Here is a 17565-nt window from a genome sequence, read left to right as displayed (position 1 = left end):
ATATAAAATTTTAAAATATATATTAAATTAGAATTCGCTCTTTAAACTTCTACCCATTAATGATGAAACAGAATCAATAGGATTTTTATTTTCATATAAAACTTTATATATTTCCAAGGTGATTGGTAAGTCTATATCATTTTCCAAAGATAATTGGTATAAGGCTTTAGTTGTTGGTATGCCCTCGACAACCATTTGTATTTTATCAACAGCATCTTCCATACTATACCCTTTGCCTATTAAAAGTCCTGTCCTATAATTTCTAGAATTTAGGCTGGTAGAAGTAACTATCAAGTCTCCTACTCCTGCTAGACCATTAATAGTATTAGGATTAGCATCATATGAAATTAATAGCCTATTCATTTCATGAATGCCACGTGTAATAACTGCAGCTTTTGTATTATCACCATAGCCTAATCCATCTAACATTCCAATACCAAAAGCTAGAGTATTTTTTATAGCTCCTCCTAATTCAACTCCAATTAAATCTGTAGAACTATAGACTCTAAACCAATCGCTATTAAATAATTTTTGAACATCTTTAGATAAATTTATATCAGATGAAGCGGCTACTACAGCAGTTGGCATTTTTTTGATGACTTCTTCTGCATGAGATGGTCCACTTAGTACTGCAAATGATATATCATCCCCTAGTTCATCACAAAAAACTTCTGAAATCCTTTTATGACTACCAAGCTCTATACCCTTGGCTAAATTGATAAAAACATTATCACTACTTATGTAGGATTTAATTTTTTTTATAACTGACCTTATGCTTTGAGTAGGTATTCCATTAATTATATATTTATTTTTAAATAAATCTTCTAAATTACTAGTTGCTTTTATATTTTCAGCTAAATCAAATTCTTTTAAGTATTTGCGATTTTTATGATTTTTATTTATATAATCAGCATCTTCTTTATTTCTTGCATATATCAAAACATCATAATTTTCAGATAATAATGATGCAATAGCAGTAGACCATGATCCTGATCCTAATATTGAGATTTCCATAATTAAAATATTTTAGACTCCTCATGATTTTTTATTCTTTTTATATTTGACCTATGTTTATAAATGATCATAGCTGCACTAATAAATATTGCATAATAAAGCTTTCCTAAACCAAAGTAGAAGTATCCTACGACTATGGCAGAAAATGCAGCTAAAATTGATCCAAGTGATACCATTCTACCTATAATTACAACAATCAAAAATACTGCTAAAACTATTAATGCGAACTTTACATCTATATAAACAAAAGCACCAAAGGCAGTAGCCACTCCCTTACCACTTTTAAAATGCAAGAAAATACTATACATATGCCCTAGTACAACACATACAAGGCATATTGCAAAAGCATCTACTCCTGCAACTTTGTCCGCAATACATACTGCTAGAAATCCCTTTATGGAATCTAGAAAAAATGTAGCTAGCCCTGCACCCTTACCAAAATTTCTAAGTACATTTGTGCTGCCCACATTACCAGATCCAAGAGTTCTAATGTCTTTTTTAAAACAGTATTTGCCAATAAGATAACCATTCGGAATAGATCCTAAAAGATAGGAGAAAATAGCAAGTAAAAAAATCATTTTCTTGATCCTCTTTCTTTAAGAACAAAGCTAAAAGGAACCCCTGTAAGCTTGTAATTTTTTCTAATTTGATTTTCTAAATATCTCATATATGAAAAATGCATTATATCCCTATCATTTATAGAAAGCATAAATTTAGGAGGAGCTGTTCCAACTTGTGACATATAGTAAATCTTTAATCTCTTACCTTTATCTTGTGGTGGTTGATTTAGCATAATTGCATCTTGCAAGATATTATTTAAAACTCCTGTAGATATTCTTGTATGGTAGTTATTATCTACCACTTCTATCATATCTAATAAGTTATCTATTCTTTGATTTTTAAGTACTGATATAAATACAATAGGTGCATATGAAGCAAATCCTAATTTATTTCTAATATCAGCCTCCATATTTTTCATTGTGTTTGTATCTTTATCAACTATGTCCCATTTATTTACTGCAATAATTATTGCTTTTCTTTGATTATGAGCATAACCTGCTATTTTTGTATCTTGTTCAGTTACCCCAACTGTAGCATCTATTAAAAATAAAACAATTTCTGCACTATCTACTGCATCAAAAGTACGCTGGTTAGCATAATATTCTATATTTTCTTTAACTTTTGATTTTTTTCTTAAACCTGCAGTATCTATTAAAACGTAGTTTTTATCATTATAGGTCCAATAGGAATCTACAGCATCACGAGTTGTACCTGCAACGTTTGTTACAATCATTCTTTCATCATTTAACAACAAGTTTACAAGAGATGATTTACCTGCGTTTGGTTTTCCTATAATTGCTATTCTTGTTTCATCTTCTATTTGATCATAAGCTTCAAAGTCAATATTTTCTACAATTTTATCTAATAAATCTCCAAGACCCTTGCTTTGCTCAGCTGAAATCATAGCTAGATCATCAAATCCCATTGAATAAAAATCATAAATATGATCAGGTACTTTATGACTATCCACTTTGTTTGCAACAATTATAACTTTTTTATGGTAGCGGCGTATGACATCTGCAATTTCTGCATCATATGGACTAAGACCTTCTTTACCATCTACTAAAAATAAAATTAAATCTGTTTCTAAAAGAGCTTTTTCTACTTGAGATTTGATTTCTTGATTCATCATCTCTTTGTTAGAAATATCAAGTCCACCAGTATCTACTAGTAGAAACTCATCTCCTTGCCACTCTACTTTATCTACAATTCTATCTCTAGTTACTCCACTAATATCCTCAGTAATGGATTTTTTCTTTCCAACTAGTCTATTAAATAATGTCGATTTTCCCACATTAGTTCTTCCGACTAATGTTACTATAGGCATAGTCATAATTAATACCCATACACAGGAAATTTACTAGTCAATTCTAGAACTTCCTTTTTTATTATCTCTAGGTCTTCTTTTTGATCAATAGTGCGAGCAATAAGCTCGATAATTTTTTTAGCTTCTGCTTCTTTCATTCCTCTTGAAGTAATAGCAGCTGTACCTATTCTTAAACCACTAGTGACTTGTGGAGAAAGTTTTTCATTAGGAATGGTATTTTTATTAGTTGTAATATTTACCTTGTCTAATAAATCTTGAGCTTGAGCACCATTTATATTTTTATTGGTAAGATCGATTAATAATAAGTGATTATCAGTACCATCTGAAACCATTTTAAAATTATACTCTCTTAATGCTTCTTCCATGGCCTTAGCATTTGCTTTTATTTGCTTTGCATAATCCTTCCAAGATGAATCTAAGTTTTGCTTAAAGCCAAGAGCCTTTGCTAGAATAATATGTTCGAGCGGACCACCTTGATTTCCTGGAAATACCGCATTATCAATTGCTTTTGCATATTCTTTTTTACAAAGAATGATTCCTGATCTTGGACCTCTTAAAGTCTTATGAGTTGTACTTGTTACTACATCACAGCAGGGAAATGGATTTGGATGTTCACCTGCCACAATAAGTCCTGCAATATGAGCCACATCTGCCATTAATAATGCATCAACTTTATCAGCAATTTCTCTAAATTTTTTAAAGTCAATCTCTCTAGGATATGCACTTGCACCACAAACTATTAATTTAGGTTTAATTTCTCTAGCTTTTTTTAAAACATCATCATAATCTATTCTACCGGATTCATCTACTCCATATTGATAAAAATCATAAAGTTTACCAGAAAAATTGACCTTAGAACCATGTGTTAAATGACCACCTTCTGTTAAGTTCATTGCTAAAACTTTATCACCAGGTTTTAAAAGAGCAGAATATACTGCTAGATTTGCATTCGATCCTGAGTGTGGTTGAACATTTGCATGATCACAATGAAATAATTCTTTGGCACGATCAATTGCAATTTGCTCAATGACATCTATATTTTCACAGCCACCATAATATCTTTTTTCTGGATATCCTTCAGCATATTTATTTGTCAATATACTACCTGCAGCTTCTAATATATATGGCTTAACATAATTTTCTGATGCGATAAGCTCTATATTATCTTCTTGTCTTTGTATTTCCTTATTTAAAGCATCATAGGCTTCTTTATCAAATTCTTTGATTAAAGAGTAGTCCATTATACTTTCCTCACTTTCATAACATTTTGATGTGCAAGGTTTTTATCTATCGCCTTTATAATAATAAATGATATAGCAAAAAATACTATAACGGATAAAAGTGTAATTAAGTTTATATCATATCCTGTATTTTTAAAAAGAATGCTTGGTAAAACTGCACCTATTACCATCATTACTACTGGCAATACATATACGTATATAGAATATTTTGTAATATCTGATGAACGTGATTCAATAATTATATTGTCTCCTACGTTTACATCCTCAGTTGAATATACTTCAATAATAGTTTCTTCTTTTTTTCCACAAGTACCCTTGGCTGCACATGAGCCACAGGCTTCATTGCGGGCTACACTTACTACTAAATGACCGTTATTATTCTCTAGAACTTTTCCTAATTTAATCATTTGTGCCATTATCATCACTCCTTACAGAAACCCCAAGCTCATCTAAAGCTTTTTTATCAACTATAGTTGGTGCTTCGGTGAGTGGGCAAGTAGCTGATTGTGTTTTTGGAAAGGCAATTACATCTTTAATATTATCTGTTTTTGCAAATAACATTAATAATCTATCTAATCCATAAGCTAGTCCTGCATGTGGTGGTGTACCATATGATAGGGCTTCAATAAAGAATCCAAATTTATTTTGAATATCTTCTTCTGTTAGATTTAATGCTTCAAAAATATCTTTTTGCAAGTCTGAATTATTGATCCTTACAGATCCTCCACCCATTTCATCTCCATTTATAACAATATCGTAAGCTTGTGTTCTTACTTTTTCTGGATGAGTTTTTAAAAGTGGTATATCATCTTCATTAGGCATTGTAAATGGATGATGTTGAGAAACATATCTCTCATCTTCTTCGCTATATTCAAACATTGGGAAGTTTACTACCCAAGTTAAGGCATATTCTTTTTCATAAAGATCATTATCTTTAGCAACTTTGTTTCTTAAAGCTCCTAGACCTTCTAAAACTTTTTTATCCTTATCAGCTGCAATTAAAATTAGGTCATTATCTTCAATTTCTAATTTTTCTACCATATTATTTAAAATATCATCTGTTAAGAATTTGCTGATTGAGGAATTTACTTCTTCACCATATTTGATGTAAGAAAGTCCACCCAGACCGTAGTGTTTTACAAAATCAGTTAATTTGTCTAATTGTTTTCTAGAATATTTATCAGCTAAATTTTTAAAGTTAATTGCTCTTACTGACTTACCTTCTGAAGTATTATTAGCAAAAACTTTAAATTCACTATCTTTCCATATTTCAGAAATATTTTGAATTTTATATCCAAATCTTAGATCAGGTTTATCAGATCCGTATGATTCCATAGCTTCACTGTAATCCATTCTAGGAATTGGCAATGTTAGATCATAGTCTGTGTATTTGTCAAATAATGTTTTAATTAAGCCTTCATTTACAGCAATTACATCATCTTGGTTTGCAAATGATAATTCCATATCTAATTGCGTAAATTCCGGTTGACGATTTGCTCTTAAATCCTCATCTCTAAAGCATTTTACAACTTGGAAATATCTGTCTAATGATCCTATCATTAAAATTTGTTTTAAAAGTTGTGGAGATTGAGGTAGTGCATAAAATTCTCCTTGATTTATTCTAGATGGTACTAAATAGTCACGAGCTCCTTCTGGAGTCGGTTTTGTTAAAAATGGTGTTTCTACTTCTGTAAAATCATTATCATACATATATTCACGTATAGTACGTACAATATCAGATCTAAGCTTTAAATTTTTTTGTACAGAAGCTTTTCTCATATCAAGGTATCTGTATTTTAATTTTAGATTTTCTGCAACGTCATCATCATCTTTTATATAAATAGGTGGTGTATTTGCTTTATCTAAAATATTGATTTTTTCTGCAACTATTTCTATATCTCCAGTAGCTACTTCTGGATTTTTTGATTCTCTTTCTCTAACTGATCCCTTAACTTCAACAACATATTCTTGACCTAAGTGACTAGCTAAATCATGATTTTCTTTATCTTCTTCACGAACTACGATTTGAGTTATGCCTGTCTTATCTCTTAAATCAAAAAATACTAATGAACCTAGGTTTCTTTTTTTAGCAACCCAACCCATAAGAACTACTTTTTCACCTATATTTTCACTTCTTAATTCGCCACACATATGGCTTCTTTTAAATTCCATCTTATCTCCTTATATTAAAAACGGATTATTTTTAAATTCATAATCTAAATTTGTTTTTTCGCCATGCCCTGGATACACATCTATATTTGGATTTAGTATCCTATATTTTTCATTAATTGAATTAATAATTGTATTATAATCTCCTCCAGGAAAATCTGTTCTTCCAATAGATAATTTAAAAAGTGTATCGCCTGTAAATAGAATATCATCCACCAGATAGCTGGTAGAATCTAAGCTATGACCAGGAGTTTTTAATACTTTTATATTACAATCTGTGATTATTTCATCATCATCTAGATAAATATCTATGGGTACATATAAATCATCATAATCAAAAGCTAGATTATAATGTTTGTCATTTGCTATATATTTAGCTTCGTTTGATGCATAGACATCAACATTATATAGATTTTTGTAAAAATCTAGCCCTAGTACATGATCAAAATGAGTATGTGTTTGTAGAATAAAATCAATTTGGATATTATTTTTATTTATATATTCTGTTACCAAATCACTTTTTTCTACAGCATCTACAATGAATCCATGTCCATTTTTACTAACTACATATAAATTTGTCATAACAGGACCTAGGGTAAATCTCTTAATTTGCATTTAGAGAATCCTCTCACTATCAATTAATATTGTAGTTGGACCGTCATTTATTAAACCTACCTCCATGTGGGTTTGGAACTTACCGGTTTTAACATCAAAACCATCATTTATAAGCTCTTTTTTCATTATTTCATAAAATTCATTAGCTTTTTCTGGTCTCGCTGCTTGTATAAACGAAGGTCTATTCCCTTTTCTCACATCACCAAAAAGAGTAAATTGTGAAACCAAGAGTATCTTTCCTCCTACATCTTCTATTGATAGATTCATTTTTCCATCTTCATCTTCAAAAATTCTAAGTTTTTCAATTTTTTTCTTTACATAGGCTAGATCATCCATTGTGTCATTATCCTTGATACCTAGTAAAACCAAAAAACCTTTGTCAATTTTTGAAATTTCTTCATTATTTACTACTACATTTGCATTTTTTACTTGTTGAATTACTGCTCTCATTAATTATTAACCCTATATACGCTATAAACTGTGTTAAGTGATTTAAGTTTTGCCATAACATCATCCAACTGGTCTAAGCTATTAACTTCAACAGTTAGGTCAATGACACCTTCTTGATTTTCGTTAAGTCTTGCATTGATGCCAGAAATATTGACATTTACAGTAGAAATCATCTTTGTAATATCATATATGACAGATGGTGAATTTGCTACAGCCACTTGAATTTTTACAGGAAATTTATCACTTGCCCCATTTTGCCAGTAAACATCTATCAACCTTTCTGGAGCATGGTTATTAATTATATTTGGACATGACTTTGTATGAACTGAAATACCATTTCCCTTTGTAATAAAGCCTATTATAGGATCTCCGGGTATTGGCGTGCAACATTTTGCAAACTTTACTTCTATATCATCATCAAAGTCACTAACCCTTACTTCACCTTTAGAGGTTGATGGTTTATTTTCTGTTTTGTTTACTAGTTCAATAGGCTCGTTTATAGCTTTTTCTTTTTCTTCTAGTTCTTTTTCTCTTTTTATGAGCTTTTGTATAACTTGCTCACTAGTTATTCTACCGTAACCTACAGCTGCGTACATCTCATCTTTAGTTGGAAATCCTAATTCATTAGAGATTTCATCAACCCACTCATCTTTTAATAGTGATTTGTAGCCTTCTCTGTGTTTTTTTATATCACGGATAATTTGATTTTTGCCTTGCTCTATATTTTCTTCTTTGCCATTTTTCTTAAAAAATTGCTTTATTTTATTTTTTGCTTGATGACTTTTTACAATATTTAGCCAATCTTTGCTTGGTCCTGCAGAATTCTTACTAGTGAGTATTTCTACAACATCTCCAGTTTTTAGCTTTTGTGTGATAGGAACTATGGAGCTATTTACCTTTGCACCAATACATTTATTTCCTACTTCTGTGTGAACTTTATATGCAAAATCTATAGCACATGAACCAATTGGTAGAGAATATATTTCACCAGCTGGAGAATACACATATATTTCTCTGGAGAAAAAGTCTGTTTTAAGAGTTTCCATAAATTCTTTACTATCAGAATCTGCTCCACCTTCATTTTGCCATTCCATGATACGTCGCAAAAATTCCATAGCATTATCAAAATCGGATTCTTTAGTGTTATTTTCTTTATATCTCCAGTGAGCTGCTACTCCATATTCGCATTCTTTGTGCATTTGGCGGGTTCTTATTTGTACTTCAAAAGGCCTAGAATCTTCTCCAAATACAGTTGTATGAAGTGACCTATAGCCATTTGGCTTTGGCTGACCTATATAATCTTTAATTCTATTTGGTATAGGTTTCCATAAAGAATGGACTTTTCCTAAAACTGCATAACACTCAGCTATAGTATCTACTAGTACTCTTACTGCTGTTAGGTCATAAATCTCTTCAAAAACGATATCATTTCTAATCATTTTTTTATAAATGGAGTATAGAGATTTTGGTCTACCGCTTATTTCAAAATCTATATTACTATCTTTTAGAGAATCCGTTAAAGTCTCAATTATTTCATTGATATAGGCTTCTCTTTCACGCCTTTTTTGTGAAACCATCTCCGCTAATTCATAGTATTTTTCAGGCTCTTGGTATCTAAAACAAAGATCTTCCAGCTCCCATTTTATAGAGTATATTCCAAGTCTATGAGCTAGGGGTACATATATTTCTAGAGTTTCTGTTGCAGTCTGTATTTGTTTTTCACGAGTTTTATATTCTAAAGTACGCATATTATGAAGTCTATCTGCAAGCTTTATAAGCACTACTCGTACATCATTAGACATGGCCATTACCATTTTTCTAATATTTTCTGCTTGCTTTTCTTCTCTGGAGCTATAGTTGAGGTTTTTTAGCTTAGTTACACCATCTACCAAAAATGTTATTTCATGACCAAATTCCTTTTCCATCTGATCATAAGTTACAGATGTATCTTCTAAAACATCATGCATAAGACCAGAACAAATAGTCTGATCATCTAGCTTCATGTTTGACAGTGTTTTTGCAACTGCTATAGGATGGATAAAATAATCTTCTCCAGAATTTCTTTTTTGTCCCCTATGATTTACTTCTCCAAAATAATAGGCTTTTTTTATTAAATCCATATCTGCTTTTGGATTATTTTCTAAGATTATTTCTTTTAATTTTTCATATTCTAAGTCAAAATCCGTTGTCATATTTACCTCATCTAATATCAATAAGTTTTAACTGAAGATTTCTATTGCCTCTAAACTCATTTATATCTGGGTAATAGACTACATCAATTTTCTTTCCTTCAATATTTCCATTAAACTTTGTTTTTAAATAATTGTATTGATCAACTGCATTAAATTTAATAGCATTTATATAGACACCATTTTTATGAAGGGATAGTTTCATAGTTTTTTTGTCTTTACCAATCATGGCTACTTGAGCTATATCCACGTTCTTATCTGCAAAAATTGGTTTTTCAAAATCTTTCCCAAAAGGTGTTAGTTTATTTAAACTTTCTGCAAATTCTAGTGATAATTTTGAAATATCAATTGCCTTATCAATATTAATTGTTTTTTGCTTTTGAGCTTTTGTTAATGTTGAATTATTATTTAAAAAATTTCTCAAATAATCAATATTATTTATGCTTATAGAAAGTCCACAGGCCATAGGATGACCACCAAAAGATTCTAAATTTTCTTTAAATTTCAAAACTTCTTTATAAATATTATAAGTTTCTATAGACCTACCAGATCCCTTAGCTAGACCTTGTGTGCTTGAGTTTGTAAGTATAATAGTTGGTCTATAATATTTTTCTTTTATACGTCCGGCCACTATTCCGCAAATAGATTCATTTATGCTTGGCTCGTAAACAACTATTACATCCTTGTCATAGTAATCATTCTCTTCAATAATTGCCAAACACTTATCTAGTCCCTCCTGGGTAAGTTTTTTTCGTTCATTATTTAGATCTACTAGTTGCTTAGCAAGTTCATATATCCTATCTATGTCTTCTTCCATTAAAAGCTCTATGGCCATTTTTGCTGAAGATAATCTACCAGTAGCATTCATTGTTGGACCTAGAATAAATCCAAGTGTATAAACATCAATTTCTTTTGTCCAGGAGCTTTCTTCTAAAACTGCTTTTATAGCAAGTTTATCTGTATAATTTAATCTTTTTATACCTTCAATAACAAATATACGATTTTCATCAGTTAGAGATACTATGTCACAAACTGTGCCCATAGCTACATATTCTAATAATCCATACAAATATTCATAATCTCCATCTAATCTTTTAAATAAAGCTGACATTAATTTAAAGCAAACTGCAGCTCCACATAGATCAGTAAATGGATAATCTTGGTCTATTCTTTTTGGATTAATAACAGCATTAGCTTCGGGTAAAACTTGTTTTGCCCATTCGCCATCATTGGATGTTTCTATTTCATGGTGGTCAGTTACAATAACATTTAAATCCGCTTCTTTTAATTGTTTTATTTGATCAAAACCCGTTATACCATTATCACAGGTAATTATTAGGCTAACTTTGTCATATATGGCTTTTTCTACCATAGCAGTAGAAATACCATAGCCTTCTTTTACTCTTTGAGGTATATCATAGCTAATATTGTCATAATAAAAAAGTAAACCATCTAAAAGAGTCATTACGGATGCTATACCATCTTGATCATAATCGCCAAATATTCTAATTTCTCCACCATTTTTCATAGTTTCTATTATTAAATCTACAGCCTTATCCATATCTCTTAACAAAAATGGGTCATGCATTTTTTCAAGACTGGGATTTAAGAACATTTCTACAGTTTGATCATCTACTATATCACGATTTGCTAGTATCAAGGCCTCTAGCTTTGAAATATTGTCATGTTTTAAGTTATTTAAATAATTATCTTTTTTGTTATATATAAACCAATTACTCACTGCATCACCCTTCCTAATAGGAAAATTATACCATTTTTTAATTTTTTATAAAATAAAAGAGACATTAACTGCCTCTTATGAAAGTATATTTTCTATTTCAGATTTTTTTATTTTTAATTTTGTAGCACTATCATATTCACCTGATAAAATAGTTACAACTTCTCCTTGTATATTTGTTACTTCTCCAATAATACCGGAAATAGTTGTTATTTTAGATCCTACTTTAAGATTATCATTAACATATTCTCTATTTTTTCTATGTATTTTATTGTCTTTTAAAGACTTTTCATAAAACCCGAATAGAAGAATAATTAATATTATATATTCTAGTTTCATTAGTATCCGTATTTACTATAAAATTCTTCTTTATATTCTAAAAATCTATCTTCCATTATAGATTGTCTGATATTTTCACATAATTTTAGTAGGAAGTAAAGATTGTGGTAGGTTAATAATCTAGCTCCCAAAATTTCATTGGCATTTATTAAATGTCTTAAATAAGCTCTAGAATAATTTCTACATGTATAACAATCACAAGCATGGTCTATAGGCGAGAAATCATCTTTATAAACCGCATTTCTAACAACTAAACGTCCTTGAGATGTCAATGCAGTTCCATTTCTCGCAATTCTTGTTGGCAATACACAGTCAGCCATATCTATACCTGCTTGATATGATTCAAACAAATAATCTGGCGTACCTACACCCATATTGTATCTTGGCTTGTTTTCTGGTAGCAGTGGAGTTGTAAAATTTAATATATCAATCATTTCTTCTTTAGTTTCCCCTACTGATAGTCCTCCTATTGAAAAACCATCAAAGTCCATAGCAGTTGTTTGACATGCAGATTTTTCTCTTAGATCCTTATACATGCCTCCTTGGACTATACCAAATAATGATTGATCTGGATGAGAATGTTCTTTATGATAGTCAAGTCCTCTTTTTGCCCAACGAATGGTACGTTCCATCGATTGTTTAACATAACCATAATCAGCTGGAGCTTCTACACATTCGTCAAAACTCATCATTATATCTGAATGAATATCATTTTGTATGCTGATAGCCTTTTCTGGTGTGAAAAAGTGCTTTGATCCATCTATGTGTGATCGAAATTCAACCCCATTTTCATTTATTTTTCTACGTTCAGCTAATGAAAAAACTTGAAAACCACCACTATCTGTAAGTATTGGTCTATCCCAGTTCATAAAGTTGTGAAGGCCACCAGCTTTTTTCATTATATCCATGCCAGGTTTCAAATATAGATGGTAGGTATTTCCTAAAATAATTTTGGCATCCATTTCTTTTAGCTCTTCTACTGACATTGTTTTTACAGTGCCAAGAGTCCCAACTGGCATAAATATTGGTGTAGGTATATCTCCATGAGCAGTATGGATTACTCCTACCCTAGCGTTTGAATTTTTATCTTTTTTTATAACTTCAAATGTTAGTCCCAAAATATCTCCTTAATGAATAAACATTGCATCACCAAAACTAAAGAATCTATATTTTTCATCGACAGCATGTTTATAAGTATCTAATATCATATCCTTAGAAGTAAATGCTGCGACTAGCATAACTAAGGTTGATTTTGGTAAATGAAAATTAGTTATCATGGCATCAATAACTTTATATTCAAATCCAGGGTATATAAATATATCTGTCCAACCAGAATCCTCCGTAACTTTGCCATGTTTTTTATAAACTGATTCTAGAGTTCTAATGGTTGTAGTGCCTGTAGCTATAACTCTATGTCCATTTTCATGAGCTTCATTTATTATATCAGCAGTTTCTTGACTAATTGTATAAAACTCACTATGCATTTTATGATCGTTTACATCTTCTACACTTACAGGTCTAAAAGTACCTAAGCCTACATTTAAAGTTAAATAAGCTAGTTTAATTCCCTTATTTTCTATATCTTCTAAAAGTTCTTTAGTAAAGTGCAAACCAGCTGTTGGTGCCGCAACAGATCCAGGATTTTTTGAATATACTGTTTGGTATTCTTCTGGCTCATCTAATTCTTCTTTTATATATGGTGGAAGAGGTACATTTCCAAGTCTATCCAATATTTCATTGAAAATACCTTCATAAAAAAATTCTATAATTCTATTTCCGTCTTCTTTTATATCTTTTACTTCAGCTTTTAATTCCTCTGAAAATATAATTTTTGTGCCTATTTTCATTTTTTTGCCTGGGCGAACCAAGCATTCCCAAGTTTTACCTTTGGTGTTATGTAATAAAAATACTTCTATAGACTCTTCTTTACCCTCTCTATGACCAAATAGTCTAGCAGGTATTACTCTTGTATCATTCATTACTAAAACATCACCTGGATTTAAGTAATCAATAATATCGTAAAAATACTTATCTTCTGTTTGTCCTGTTTTCCTATCTAGAACAAGCATTCTAGCATGATCTCTTTTTTCTGCTGGATGTTGGGCTATCAATTCTTCTGGTAAATAATAATCAAAATCGTCTGTTTTCATCTAATCCTCGTAAACTAATCCATAATGATCATAGGCTTTCTTTGTTAGAACACGTCCTCGTGGTGTCCTTGATAAAAATCCTATTTGCAATAAATATGGTTCATATACATCTTCTATAGTAACATTTTCTATGCCTGTAGAAGCTGCTATTGTGTCAATGCCAACTGGGCCTCCATTAAAGTTTTGATACATGGTCATAACAATTTTTTTGTCCATAGTATCTAGACCCATATCATCTATCTCAAGTAAATTTAGACCTTCCTTGCTAGTTAGCCAGTCTATTTTACTTTCTTTCCTAACTATAGCATAATCACGAACTCTTTTTAAAAGTCTATTTGCTATCCTAGGAGTACCTCTTGACCTTTTCGCAATCTCATAAGCTCCCTCATCGTCTATTTCTATATCTAAAATACTAGCTGATCTTTTTATAATAGTTGTTAAATCTTCAGCAGTATATAGATTTAATGACAGCATCACTCCAAATCTATCTCTTAAGGGTGCTGATAATTGTCCTGCTCTAGTTGTAGCAGCAACTAAGGTAAATTTTTCTAAATCTATCCTTATTGATTGTGCATTTGGTCCCTTCCCCACAATTATATCCAAAACAAAATCTTCCATAGCAGAGTATAAAATTTCTTCTACGGAACGATTTATCCTATGAATTTCATCAATAAATAAAACATCCCCATGTTGAAGATTTGTAAGAATACTTGCTAGATCTGAGGGACGCTCTATAGCAGGACCACTTGTTACCCTTAGGTTTACTCCAAGTTCATTTGCAATTATTGATGAAAGTGTAGTTTTCCCAAGTCCTGGTGGTCCTTGCAATAGTACATGATCTAAGGGGTCTTGCCTTGAAAGAGATGATTTTATAAAAATATCTAATTTTTCTTTTACCTTGTCTTGACCAATATAATCTTTTAACCACTTAGGTCTTATTGAATTTTCATTAGTTAAATCTTCTTTTAATTCATTAGATCCAACTATTCTTTCATTTTCATCATACATAAACTTCCCCTAAATAAGTCTTTTTAAGCTTTCTTTTATTAAATCTTCAAGTGATAAGTCCATATCCTTTAGCTCATTTAATACATTTGCTATATCATTTTGTGCATATCCAAGATTTTGTAAAGCTTCTTTTGCCACATCCAAGTCTTCATTTTTAGGAAGTGGTGAATTTGTGCTTTTTTTATTAGACATTGGCATAAGTTTAACCTTATCCATTAATTCTAATATAATTCGGCTGGCTGTTTTTTTGCCAACTCCCTTTGCCTTTATAAGAGCATCGATATCATTATTTGCTATAGCCAATTTTATTTCTTCTACACCAAGTGAAGATAATATTGTTATAGCATTCTTAGGCCCGATAGAAGAAACTGATGTCAATAGCAAAAACATCTCAAGTTCATCTTTGGAAAAAAAACCATATAAGCTCATATCATCTTCTCTAACTTGCAGGGAAGTGTATATTTTGTACTCATTATTCAATTCTATTTGTGCAAGGGTTGATAATGAAGACTTAATTTGATAACCAATATTATTATTTTCAATTATAAAATCTTCTTCATTAATTACTCTTACATCACCTATAATATATGAAATCATTAATTCATCCTAAAGTTTTCTTTAAATCTTAGACTTAGTGCATGGCAAAGGGCAACAGCTAATGCATCTGCTGCATCATCTGGTTTTGGTATTTCTTTTAAATTTAATAATGTAGTAACAGTTTTTTGCATTTGACTTTTTGTTGCTCTACCATAGCCTGTTATAGCTTGTTTTATTTGCAACGGTGTATACTCATAAATTGGCAAATTATTTTTTTGTGCACAAAGTACTTGTATACCTCTAGCATGTCCAACCGTAATAGCTGTTTTTACATTTTGATTAAAAAATAATTCTTCGATGGCAAATTCATCTGGCTTAAATTCACTTATAATTTCATCTAAATTATCATATAAAATATTTAATCTCTCCGGTGTTTTTGTCTTGCTAGATGTTGTAATTACACCATTTTCTATTACTTTAACCTTATTTGCATCAAAATCAACCACGCCATAACCCATGATTGCAATGCCTGGATCTATTCCTAATATTCTCATAATTTTTAAATTAAAAAGAGCTTATATAAGCTCTATTGATATCTTTCTAATACTTCTCTTAACAGTCCTCTAAAATAATATTCCGCATAAATGTCTACAATAGATTTGTATAAATATGACTGTGATTTCTCATAAATCTTTTTTGTTTGGGTGATGGTAATATCTTCTGTATAGATACTACTTGTATCAAATCTAAGTTGCTTATGGGTAGTTTGATCTAAAGTATAAATTTTTGATTTTATTTTCAAATCACAGTATATGCCCATATTTTCTTTTAGCTTTGATACTAAATTTTTGTCATTATATATATTTACCTTGTATTTGTCAGCTAATTCTACAAGTTTTGGGTCATTTTTATTTATTGTAGGATAAAAATTATCCATTAAAAAATTTACACCCAAATCGTTTATAATGTCACATTCCAAGTCATCTATCATTTTTTTATCTTTAAATGCTCTATACTGAGCTTTTACTGAAATCCAAAATTCATATCTATTTAAATCGTCAGTAACAAGATTTTCTAAAGTCATGGCAATTTGATCTATATCACTTAAATTCCGAAAATATTTTTTTAAATTTTTTATAACATAGTCTTTTACATAGTAATCATTTTTAGAAAACTTTACAAAATTTTTGTCATATAATAAAGACATAAGTGTATTAAATGAGTATATATCTTCATTTATCAAAAAATTATATTCAAGTTTTTCAATTATTGGATATTGTTCATTTAATTCTGCCTTCATTATCTATTACCTCGTGTTACTATTCTAACATAATTAAACTTATAATTATTTAGATATATTTATCGTAAGAATAAAAAAAACTAAATTATTAGCAAAAATATGCACTATTACTTTATTATTGCATATTTAACTTACAATTTAGCTTATAAGATTTTAAAAATAAAATTTTATACATCAAAATTTTTAAAACTTTTTAAAATTTGCTTTCATATCGCTTAATCTAAAACTGTAGTTTACATCTTTTCTTTCAATATCTATGACAGTTTTTGTTCTCAAATCACTGTCAGTATATAACTTATTAATTAACTCAAATGATGGATTTATTGCATGGGGATTTCCTACTAACTGGAACATAGTAATATCTCCATTTGTATCTCCATAGGCAAATGAGTCGTCTAAATTTAGATTATACTTCTTTGTTAGGTTCATTACAGCCCCTAATTTGCTTCTGCTATCCCGCATTGGAGTTACTTTCCCAGTGAAAGTATTCATTTCATCAAATTCATAAAGGGTTGATATACTTTCATCAGCTCCATAAATTTTTCCAAATTGTTCTACCAAAAACATTGGAGACCCTGATATAAAAAATATTTTAAAAGCTTGCTTTTTATGGTATTCTACAGCTTTTTTTGTTATTCTATATACTTTATTTTTATTTTGCTCTATAACTATTTTTGAATATTTATCTATAGTATCTCGGTCAATACCAGCAAGTTTTTGTTGGTAAACTAATGATGCTTTGTCTAGGTAGTCTTCATAGGCACCTAACCTATTTTCGTATTTATCATATAAAGGACCTATTTCATTGCGCCAAGCATCTTCTTCAATAACCCCATCTGCAGTTAAAAGTAGAAAATGCTCAATTAATAAACTGTTTCTAAAAAGAGTACCATCTATATCAAAAAATGCTGCTTTTTCCATAAAATC

The 17565-nt window shown here is 30.3% G+C and carries 18 protein-coding genes; all 18 read right to left on the bottom strand.

Annotated features, from left to right (window positions below; translation table 11 throughout):
• Nucleotides 1–27: 27 nt before the first annotated feature.
• Nucleotides 28–1014 carry an NAD(P)H-dependent glycerol-3-phosphate dehydrogenase gene (locus tag DY249_RS02860; RefSeq protein ID WP_115595118.1) on the bottom strand — a complete coding sequence of 329 codons (987 nt, stop codon included), beginning with the start codon at nt 1012–1014 and terminating at the stop codon, nt 28–30.
• A 2-nt stretch (nt 1015–1016) separates the two neighbouring features.
• Nucleotides 1017–1592 (bottom strand): glycerol-3-phosphate 1-O-acyltransferase PlsY, encoded by a 576-nt coding sequence (plsY, locus tag DY249_RS02855; protein ID WP_101540030.1) that lies wholly within the window; start codon nt 1590–1592, stop codon nt 1017–1019.
• Nucleotides 1589–2908 (bottom strand): ribosome biogenesis GTPase Der, encoded by a 1320-nt coding sequence (gene der, locus DY249_RS02850; protein ID WP_115595117.1) that lies wholly within the window; start codon nt 2906–2908, stop codon nt 1589–1591. Before der ends, plsY begins: the two co-directional genes overlap by 4 nt.
• 2 nt (nt 2909–2910) lie before the next feature.
• Nucleotides 2911–4143: a serine hydroxymethyltransferase gene (gene glyA / locus DY249_RS02845; protein ID WP_115595116.1), complete on the bottom strand. Its 1233-nt coding sequence runs from the start codon at nt 4141–4143 to the stop codon at nt 2911–2913.
• Nucleotides 4143–4559 (bottom strand): SoxR reducing system RseC family protein, encoded by a 417-nt coding sequence (locus DY249_RS02840; RefSeq protein WP_101540027.1) that lies wholly within the window; start codon nt 4557–4559, stop codon nt 4143–4145. The genes glyA and DY249_RS02840 overlap by 1 nt, the downstream gene beginning before the upstream one ends.
• Nucleotides 4543–6315 (bottom strand): aspartate--tRNA ligase, encoded by a 1773-nt coding sequence (gene aspS, locus DY249_RS02835; protein ID WP_115595115.1) that lies wholly within the window; start codon nt 6313–6315, stop codon nt 4543–4545. Before aspS ends, DY249_RS02840 begins: the two co-directional genes overlap by 17 nt.
• A gap of 9 nt (nt 6316–6324) precedes the next feature.
• The gene (locus tag DY249_RS02830) at nt 6325–6927 is read right to left on the bottom strand and encodes an MBL fold metallo-hydrolase (RefSeq protein ID WP_101540025.1); all 603 of its coding nucleotides are present in this window, start codon (nt 6925–6927) and stop codon (nt 6325–6327) included.
• Entirely contained in the window at nt 6928–7377 is a 450-nt protein-coding gene (gene dtd / locus DY249_RS02825) for a D-aminoacyl-tRNA deacylase (RefSeq protein ID WP_101540024.1), read from the bottom strand. It lies immediately after the preceding gene.
• Complete coding sequence (locus DY249_RS02820) at nt 7377–9569, bottom strand: RelA/SpoT family protein (protein ID WP_115595114.1); 2193 nt, start codon at nt 9567–9569, stop codon at nt 7377–7379. The genes dtd and DY249_RS02820 overlap by 1 nt, the downstream gene beginning before the upstream one ends.
• 7 nt (nt 9570–9576) lie before the next feature.
• The gene (recJ, locus tag DY249_RS02815; RefSeq protein ID WP_115595113.1) at nt 9577–11307 is read right to left on the bottom strand and encodes a single-stranded-DNA-specific exonuclease RecJ; all 1731 of its coding nucleotides are present in this window, start codon (nt 11305–11307) and stop codon (nt 9577–9579) included.
• Between the two features lie 75 nt (nt 11308–11382).
• Nucleotides 11383–11643, bottom strand: coding sequence for a preprotein translocase subunit YajC (locus DY249_RS02810; RefSeq protein WP_245943493.1), 261 nt, complete (start codon nt 11641–11643; stop codon nt 11383–11385).
• A complete protein-coding gene (gene tgt / locus DY249_RS02805) occupies nt 11643–12761 on the bottom strand; it encodes a tRNA guanosine(34) transglycosylase Tgt (RefSeq protein ID WP_115595111.1) in 1119 nt (372 codons plus the stop codon). The genes DY249_RS02810 and tgt overlap by 1 nt, the downstream gene beginning before the upstream one ends.
• A 9-nt stretch (nt 12762–12770) precedes the next feature.
• Nucleotides 12771–13793 carry a tRNA preQ1(34) S-adenosylmethionine ribosyltransferase-isomerase QueA gene (gene queA, locus DY249_RS02800; protein ID WP_115595110.1) on the bottom strand — a complete coding sequence of 341 codons (1023 nt, stop codon included), beginning with the start codon at nt 13791–13793 and terminating at the stop codon, nt 12771–12773.
• Nucleotides 13794–14801: a Holliday junction branch migration DNA helicase RuvB gene (ruvB, locus tag DY249_RS02795; RefSeq protein ID WP_115595109.1), complete on the bottom strand. Its 1008-nt coding sequence runs from the start codon at nt 14799–14801 to the stop codon at nt 13794–13796.
• A 9-nt stretch (nt 14802–14810) separates the two neighbouring features.
• On the bottom strand, nt 14811–15398 hold the full coding sequence (ruvA, locus tag DY249_RS02790) for a Holliday junction branch migration protein RuvA (RefSeq protein WP_115595108.1): 588 nt from the start codon (nt 15396–15398) through the stop codon (nt 14811–14813).
• Nucleotides 15398–15892, bottom strand: coding sequence for a crossover junction endodeoxyribonuclease RuvC (gene ruvC, locus DY249_RS02785; protein ID WP_101540016.1), 495 nt, complete (start codon nt 15890–15892; stop codon nt 15398–15400). The genes ruvA and ruvC overlap by 1 nt, the downstream gene beginning before the upstream one ends.
• 32 nt (nt 15893–15924) lie before the next feature.
• On the bottom strand, nt 15925–16638 hold the full coding sequence (locus DY249_RS02780) for a hypothetical protein (RefSeq protein WP_115595107.1): 714 nt from the start codon (nt 16636–16638) through the stop codon (nt 15925–15927).
• 183 nt (nt 16639–16821) lie between these two features.
• A complete protein-coding gene (locus tag DY249_RS02775; protein WP_115595106.1) occupies nt 16822–17559 on the bottom strand; it encodes an HAD family hydrolase in 738 nt (245 codons plus the stop codon).
• Nucleotides 17560–17565 lie beyond the last annotated feature (6 nt).

It is taken from the genome of Anaerococcus octavius (genome assembly GCF_900445265.1).
Classification (GTDB): Bacteria; Bacillota; Clostridia; order Tissierellales; family Peptoniphilaceae; genus Anaerococcus; species Anaerococcus octavius.
The sequence above is the reverse complement of the archived record's forward strand: the minus strand, read 5'-3'. Positions and strand labels throughout refer to the sequence as shown.

Bases quoted from the DNA above. Each gene is read 5' to 3' on its own strand.
- DY249_RS02860 (WP_115595118.1), bottom strand. From the start codon at position 1,014: ATGGAAATCTCAATATTAGGATCAGGATCATGGTCTACTGCTATTGCA.
- plsY (WP_101540030.1), bottom strand. From the start codon at position 1,592: ATGATTTTTTTACTTGCTATTTTCTCCTATCTTTTAGGATCTATTCCG.
- der (WP_115595117.1), bottom strand. From the start codon at position 2,908: ATGACTATGCCTATAGTAACATTAGTCGGAAGAACTAATGTGGGAAAA.
- glyA (WP_115595116.1), bottom strand. From the start codon at position 4,143: ATGGACTACTCTTTAATCAAAGAATTTGATAAAGAAGCCTATGATGCT.
- DY249_RS02840 (WP_101540027.1), bottom strand. From the start codon at position 4,559: ATGGCACAAATGATTAAATTAGGAAAAGTTCTAGAGAATAATAACGGT.
- aspS (WP_115595115.1), bottom strand. From the start codon at position 6,315: ATGGAATTTAAAAGAAGCCATATGTGTGGCGAATTAAGAAGTGAAAAT.
- DY249_RS02830 (WP_101540025.1), bottom strand. From the start codon at position 6,927: ATGCAAATTAAGAGATTTACCCTAGGTCCTGTTATGACAAATTTATAT.
- dtd (WP_101540024.1), bottom strand. From the start codon at position 7,377: ATGAGAGCAGTAATTCAACAAGTAAAAAATGCAAATGTAGTAGTAAAT.
- DY249_RS02820 (WP_115595114.1), bottom strand. From the start codon at position 9,569: ATGACAACGGATTTTGACTTAGAATATGAAAAATTAAAAGAAATAATC.
- DY249_RS02810 (WP_245943493.1), bottom strand. From the start codon at position 11,643: ATGAAACTAGAATATATAATATTAATTATTCTTCTATTCGGGTTTTAT.
- queA (WP_115595110.1), bottom strand. From the start codon at position 13,793: ATGAAAACAGACGATTTTGATTATTATTTACCAGAAGAATTGATAGCC.
- ruvB (WP_115595109.1), bottom strand. From the start codon at position 14,801: ATGTATGATGAAAATGAAAGAATAGTTGGATCTAATGAATTAAAAGAA.
- ruvA (WP_115595108.1), bottom strand. From the start codon at position 15,398: ATGATTTCATATATTATAGGTGATGTAAGAGTAATTAATGAAGAAGAT.
- ruvC (WP_101540016.1), bottom strand. From the start codon at position 15,892: ATGAGAATATTAGGAATAGATCCAGGCATTGCAATCATGGGTTATGGC.
- DY249_RS02780 (WP_115595107.1), bottom strand. From the start codon at position 16,638: ATGAAGGCAGAATTAAATGAACAATATCCAATAATTGAAAAACTTGAA.
- DY249_RS02775 (WP_115595106.1), bottom strand. From the start codon at position 17,559: ATGGAAAAAGCAGCATTTTTTGATATAGATGGTACTCTTTTTAGAAAC.